The sequence below is a fragment of the Flavobacterium cyanobacteriorum genome, assembly GCF_002251835.1.
In the GTDB taxonomy this organism is placed as follows: Bacteria; Bacteroidota; Bacteroidia; order Flavobacteriales; family Flavobacteriaceae; genus Flavobacterium; species Flavobacterium cyanobacteriorum.
In genome coordinates this window covers 1-6,212 of sequence record NZ_NOXV01000168.1, presented here as the reverse complement: position 1 = coordinate 6,212, position 6,212 = coordinate 1, and the positions used below count along the sequence as shown (strand labels likewise).

The following is a 6,212-nucleotide window of genomic DNA, read 5'->3' as shown; positions in this document are numbered from 1 at the left end:
TATTGATTTTTAATCAATTATGTTTTTTGTCGTGTACTAAAAAATCTGTATTAAAAAAGCAAGCCACAGTATCTGATGCCGCGGTGCAGTAAATTAGCTTTGAAATTAATCAAATATAAAGCCATATCCGGTTTCTGGAGAAACAGGCCGGGAAGTTAGCGCAGGAAATTGAGCGGATCACAGGCACTGACCAAACCCTTAAAAACAAGTTTAAGAGGGTTACCAAACTCTACGGGTTAGTAAACTCTATAGGGATATCTTTTTTATCATGTGCCACGATTGTTGCCGAGACAGGGGCTTATTGTTGTTTAAAAATTACAAGCAGCTTATGAGCTATGCGGGGCATGATGTTGTGGAAAACCAGTCAGCAACGCACCAATATAAAGAAAAAAGGAATTGTAGCTGTCCAAAAAAACTAATAATAATGGTATATTTATATAGATAAAAGATATTGATTATAATCCCTACTGTACATACAGCCGGGAGCAGGTGCAGGCGTCCCGGCCACGAGTACAGGAAAGGGAAGAAAAACCACAAAAGCCGGGGCTTCGCAAGGTGAGCATCTGGTGGGTAACCTCAGCCAGCCATCTCATAGTCTTATATAAAAGAATTAAAAAATAGTAGTTTTTAAAGATAGTACCTTTGCTCCCTATTTCTTCCCGCCGGCTGTTTTCGCGACGGGGAGGATGCCGCTCCCGTCAGGGGCTGGGTGCGCTGCATATATTCAGCATCATATTAATTATAATTAAAAATAAAAAGCATGAAAAAGACATCAGCCATTTTTGTAACTGTTGATGCAGTGGTTTTCAGGCAAGGCGCTGTTGCTACTGAAATTTTATTGATACAACGAAAAAATGAGCCTTATAAAGGTAAGTGGGCTCTGCCGGGCGGTTTTGTAGATAAAGATGAAGACCTAAAAGACGCAGCTATACGTGAGCTTAAGGAAGAAACCGGCCTGCATGTAACAGGCCTTTACCAACTTGGCGCTTTTGGTAAACCACACCGCGACCCGAGGCATCATACTGTTTCAGTGGTATATGTTGGCTTTGCACCCGAAAATGCCAAAACTACTGGGGCAGACGATGCGCTTGAAGCAAAATGGTTTCCCGTTATGTCATTACCTAAATTGGCTTTTGACCATCAGGATATTGTAGATTTAGCAATCCAAAAAGCTTTTTTGTAACAGGCTTTGCTTATCATGGTAATAAGGTATTTTCTGCATATTCAATTTCAAGCCATTAGGTAATTATCTATTTTTGAGGCTATATCAGGTGCTTATAATATAGTGCTGGTATTGATTAATTATTTTGCCAGGCCGGTTTCAGGAATAATATTATTTAATGATAAACCTAAAGTAAATATTGTTGAATAAAATTTTTATTTTTGCCAATCAATTCAGAAAAACAATTTCATGAGAACGATACAATTCAGGGAAGCGATATGCGAAGCCATGAGCGAAGAAATGCGCCGTGACGAGTCAGTATATTTAATGGGTGAAGAGGTAGCCGAATATAACGGCGCCTACAAAGCCTCAAAAGGGATGCTTGACGAATTTGGCCCTAAAAGGGTGATTGATACGCCCATAGCTGAGCTTGGTTTTGCCGGTATAGCAGTAGGAAGCGCCATGAATGGTAACAGGCCTATAGTGGAGTTCATGACTTTTAACTTCTCGTTAGTGGGTATAGACCAGATTATCAACAATGCTGCTAAAATGCGCCAGATGTCTGCCGGGCAGTTCAGCATGCCTATGGTATTCCGTGGCCCAACAGCTTCTGCGGGGCAGCTGGCGGCAACACACTCACAGGCTTTTGAAAACTGGTATGCCAATACCCCGGGCCTTAAAGTGGTGGTACCCTCAAATCCTTATGACGCTAAAGGCCTTCTAAAATCAGCTATACGCGATAATGACCCGGTTATCTTCATGGAGTCAGAGCAGATGTATGGTGATAAAGGAGAGGTGCCTGAAGGTGAATACACCATTCCGCTGGGGGTTGCCGATATAAAGCGCGAAGGAAAAGACGTTACCATTGTGTCTTTTGGCAAAATAATCAAAGAAGTTTTTGCCGCTGCTGATGAGCTTGAAAAAGAAGGCATAAGCTGTGAAATTATTGACCTGAGGACTGTACGCCCTATGGATTATGATGCTATACTTACCTCGGTTAAAAAAACAAACAGGCTTGTAGTGCTTGAGGAAGCATGGCCATTTGCCAGTGTGGCTTCAGAAATTACCTATATGGTGCAGGAAAAGGCTTTTGATTACCTTGATGCCCCCGTGCAACGCATAACTACAGCCGATACGCCCGCTCCATACTCTCCCGCATTACTCAAGGAATGGCTTCCAAACGCAGGTGATGTAGTTAAAGCCGTTAAAAAAGTAATGTATAAGTAATAATATACTTTATATTTGGGACTTCATCATATACTATATGGTGAAGTTTTTTGTTTATAGCTATATATGAAAGATAAAATACCTGCCTTAATAGGACTACTGCTTCTTGCCCTGCCTGTAATGGCACAAACTAAAGTCAGCGGTGTAGTTTATGATGATACAAACCAGACACTGCCTTATGCCAATGTATATTTTAAAGGCACCAGTGAAGGTGTAATAACCGATGAGAACGGTAAGTTTTACCTGGAATCAGCAAATTCTTATACAGAACTTGTAGTTTCTTTTGTAGGCTTTACGACCAAAGAAATAAAACTGGAAAAAGCCATTACGTATAATCTTAATATAGTATTAGGCGGAGCAAAACAGCTTAAGGAAGTGGTGATTTATTCGGGTAAAACTTCAAAAAAAAATAACCCGGCCATTGATATACTAAGAAAGATATGGGAGCGCCGCCGCAAAAATGGCCTCCGTATGTTCCGGCAATACCGTTATGATAAATATGAAAAAGTAGAGTTTGACCTTAACAGTGTTGACAGCGCCATGATGAATAGCAAGCTGTTTAAAGGCATGGAATTTATTTTTAAACATGTAGACACATCAAATGTTACCGGCAAAACCTACCTGCCTATATTTATTAATGAGGCACTCAGTGAAGTGTATGGAGACAATACCACCAATAGTAAAAAAGAAGTTATCAAAGCCAACAAAAACTCAGGTTTTAATAATAACCAGCAGATAATAGCTTTTATAAAAGATCTTTACGCGGATTATGATATTTATGATAATTACCTGAAGCTTTTTGACAAGGATTTTGTCAGCCCGCTGTCCCGTACAGGTATAAATGTTTATAATTATGTACTGGCTGACAGTACCTACATTGAAAATAAATGGTGCTATAACATTGTTTTCTACCCAAGGCGAAAAAACGAACTGACTTTTAAAGGAAATTTTTGGGTTAATGATACCACCTTTGCCATAAAGAAAATTGATATGGCAGTAAGTAAAAATGCCAACATTAACTGGGTAAAGGATATTTATATTGAACAGGAATTTGAAGTATTAAACGATTCGGTCTTCCTGCTTACGCGGGACCACATGATGACGGATTTTGCCTTAAATAAGAAAGAAGAATCAAAAGGTGTATACGGAAAGCGTACTACCCTGGCACGCAACCATCAATTTAATATTGAAAAACCGCAGGATTTTTACAAGCAGGACGTAAATTATTATGACGAAACAATAAACAACAAATCTGATCAGTTTTGGGAAGATAACCGTTTTGAGACACTTAATAAAGACGAAAAAGGCATTTATCAAATGCTTGATACCCTTAAAACCGTACCAAGGTTCCAGCAGTACTACACCCTTATTGCCACGCTTGGAAGCGGCTACTACCAGATAGGCAATTTTGATTACGGGCCTCTTTTTTCAAGTGTGGGGTATAATGATGTGGAAGGCCTGCGGCTGCGTACAGGCGGGCGGACCTTCTTCGGGCAGAATGATCCGTGGCGTATTGAAGGTTATACAGCTTATGGATTTAAAGACAACAGGTTTAAGTATGGCATTTCCGGAAAATGGATGGTGGACCGTAAGCGGCGGATAATACTTGCGGCAGGAAACCGCCGTGATATAGAGCAGATAGGGGTAAGCCTCACGGCAACCAATGATGTACTCGGGCGTAGTTTTGCCTCATCGGCCATATTTGCCAGTGGCGACAACAGTAAGCTTACCAATATCAACTTCAGCACTTTCTCGGCTGAGATAGAGCCTTTAAAGCACCTAGTGTTCCGTACCAGCCTGTCATACCGCACCCTCAAGTCTGCTTTCCCTACTTTCAGCCTTGATTATTACATAGATCCAAATAATCCTGCTGCAGGTACCAGGGGCTTTGTGCAGCAATATGAATACGGTTTCCTTATAGATTATACACCTTTCAGGCGTACAATAGGTTACGGTGTAGAGCGGTCTGACGTTGATACAAATTATGCCAGGCTGTTCTTAAATTTTACACAGGGCATCAAGGGGGTATTCAGCAGTGATTTTGAATATCAAAAATTACAGTTCTTCTACAGGCAGCCTGTTTTGGTAGGAGGTTTTGGCAGGCTTTTTACCACACTCGAAGCCGGGAAAATATTCGGCGAAGTACCGCTGGGGCTAATGGGTGTGGTCCCAGGTAACCAGTCTTACTTCATCATTGATAACACCTATAATCTCATGAATTATTATGAATTTGTCGCAGACCAGTATGTTTCGCTCCATTTTGAACATAACTTCAACGGCAGGTTATTTTCAAGGATTCCCTGGCTGCGTGATCTTAATTTAAGGGAAATCGTTGGGATTAAAGGAGTTTGGGGTACAGTCTCAGACGCTAACGTGAAGCTTAACGCCTCAAGCATTGTATACCGTGCACCTGAAGACATTTATTGGGAATACCATGCGGGTATCGGTAATATTTTTAAAGTGTTCAGGATTGATTTTGCCTGGAGGGGCAGTTATCTTGACCTGCCCGATGCCAACAGGTTTACCGTAAAAGGTGTGTTTGGGTTCCATTTTTAACAAATTTTTCGTAAGACCTGTTTTTTTTGTACATTCGTGCAGCAAACAGGCCTTTCTATGAAGATAAAAATATTTTTTCTGTTTTTAATATCATGCTGTGTAGCCTGTAAAAATAATGCGGGAGATGAAAACTACATAAAGCAGCCTGTAGGCATGCTTAAGGGCGGTCAGTACGTTGTTACTAATTCTGAAAAGATAAAACAGGAATGGGAAACTGCCCTCAACAAAACCAGTGACAACGATAAAATCAAAACTTTTACCATAATAAAAGCTACCACTGAAGGCGATATTGCCGAAAGTTATTATATACTTATAGGTACTAATGCTTCCGGAACAGCCAAAACAGCAGCCATGCTTTATCTCGACAGGGACAAATTTTATTTTGAAAAGCAACAGGGATCCGATGCGTTATCTTATCTTACTATCGTGTGCGAAGGTAAATGTGATACCGGATGCAACCCGATAGTAAAAATTTCTGGCGACAGCAAATTCCTTGTTTGCTCATCATGCATAGACTGTATCAAAACAGAAAATGAGTTGCGTTAATTTTTGGTCAATACGCAAATATTAACAATTATTTGGGTAGCCGCTTCTTACTAAAGATATATTTTCGTATTAAGTAAACTAAAAAGTATCGTCTAAATACGATTGCCATGAAAAAAAATATTACTAAAGGTATATCATTCCTGTTCATTGCAGCAATGATAATAAGTTGTAGCCAAGAAAGCACAGCAACAGATGAAAGTGTAGTGGTTGCCGGGGATAACCCCGTTCAGAATTACGCAAGAGGATCAGTATGGGATGATGTCCTTGGCATTGACAACCAGGATGGAACATTCAGTATTGTGCCTGATAAGCAGTTATTGCTAAAAGATATGCAGGATATCCTGGATAAGGGTGGTATGCCCACTACGCTTGTTGATATTATAATTGTAGAAAAATCAGCAGTTAACAATCCGTCTGATAAAGCGCTTATGATTGTAGGGCTTGACAATCAGGGAACTTCTATAGGCATATGGCTAAGGCGGGCACAACAGGAAAGTTTCGAACTTGTATTGGATAAAACCTTTGACCTTATAGCAATTGCCTGTCGCGGATGCACAGACGGTTGCAACCTGCAATACCTGACCATTGATGGTAAAAAAGTGCCTTACTGTAACGAAAATGGCTGCATGATTGATTGTGATAAACTCGAAAGCAGCTTTTAATCTGCTAAGTCTATAAATAAAAAGAAGCCGTCTCACAACTTGAGACGGTTTTTTTACGT

General features: G+C 40.3%; 5 protein-coding genes. All 5 read left to right on the top strand.

From position 1 onward, the window contains the following. Positions 1-760: 760 nt before the first annotated feature. The 5 genes from CHU92_RS02970 to CHU92_RS02950 all read left to right on the top strand — a co-directional run bounded on the left by CHU92_RS02970 (position 761) and on the right by CHU92_RS02950 (position 6,153). Positions 761-1,183, top strand: a complete 423-nt coding sequence (locus CHU92_RS02970; RefSeq protein ID WP_094412453.1) for an NUDIX domain-containing protein — start codon at positions 761-763, stop codon at positions 1,181-1,183. Between the two features lie 210 nt (positions 1,184-1,393). Continuing rightward, a complete protein-coding gene (locus CHU92_RS02965; protein ID WP_262494630.1) occupies positions 1,394-2,389 on the top strand; it encodes a pyruvate dehydrogenase complex E1 component subunit beta in 996 nt (331 codons plus the stop codon). 66 nt (positions 2,390-2,455) lie between these two features. After that, the gene (locus tag CHU92_RS02960; protein WP_094412449.1) at positions 2,456-4,945 is read left to right on the top strand and encodes a DUF5686 and carboxypeptidase-like regulatory domain-containing protein; all 2,490 of its coding nucleotides are present in this window, start codon (positions 2,456-2,458) and stop codon (positions 4,943-4,945) included. Between the two features lie 57 nt (positions 4,946-5,002). Next, positions 5,003-5,491: a hypothetical protein gene (locus CHU92_RS02955; protein WP_094412447.1), complete on the top strand. Its 489-nt coding sequence runs from the start codon at positions 5,003-5,005 to the stop codon at positions 5,489-5,491. Positions 5,492-5,598: 107 nt separating this feature from the next. Continuing rightward, entirely contained in the window at positions 5,599-6,153 is a 555-nt protein-coding gene (locus CHU92_RS02950; RefSeq protein ID WP_094412445.1) for a hypothetical protein, read from the top strand. Positions 6,154-6,212: the final 59 nt, after the last annotated feature.

Bases quoted from the DNA above. Each gene is read 5' to 3' on its own strand.
- CHU92_RS02970 (WP_094412453.1), top strand. From the start codon at position 761: ATGAAAAAGACATCAGCCATTTTTGTAACTGTTGATGCAGTGGTTTTC.
- CHU92_RS02960 (WP_094412449.1), top strand. From the start codon at position 2,456: ATGAAAGATAAAATACCTGCCTTAATAGGACTACTGCTTCTTGCCCTG.
- CHU92_RS02955 (WP_094412447.1), top strand. From the start codon at position 5,003: ATGAAGATAAAAATATTTTTTCTGTTTTTAATATCATGCTGTGTAGCC.
- CHU92_RS02950 (WP_094412445.1), top strand. From the start codon at position 5,599: ATGAAAAAAAATATTACTAAAGGTATATCATTCCTGTTCATTGCAGCA.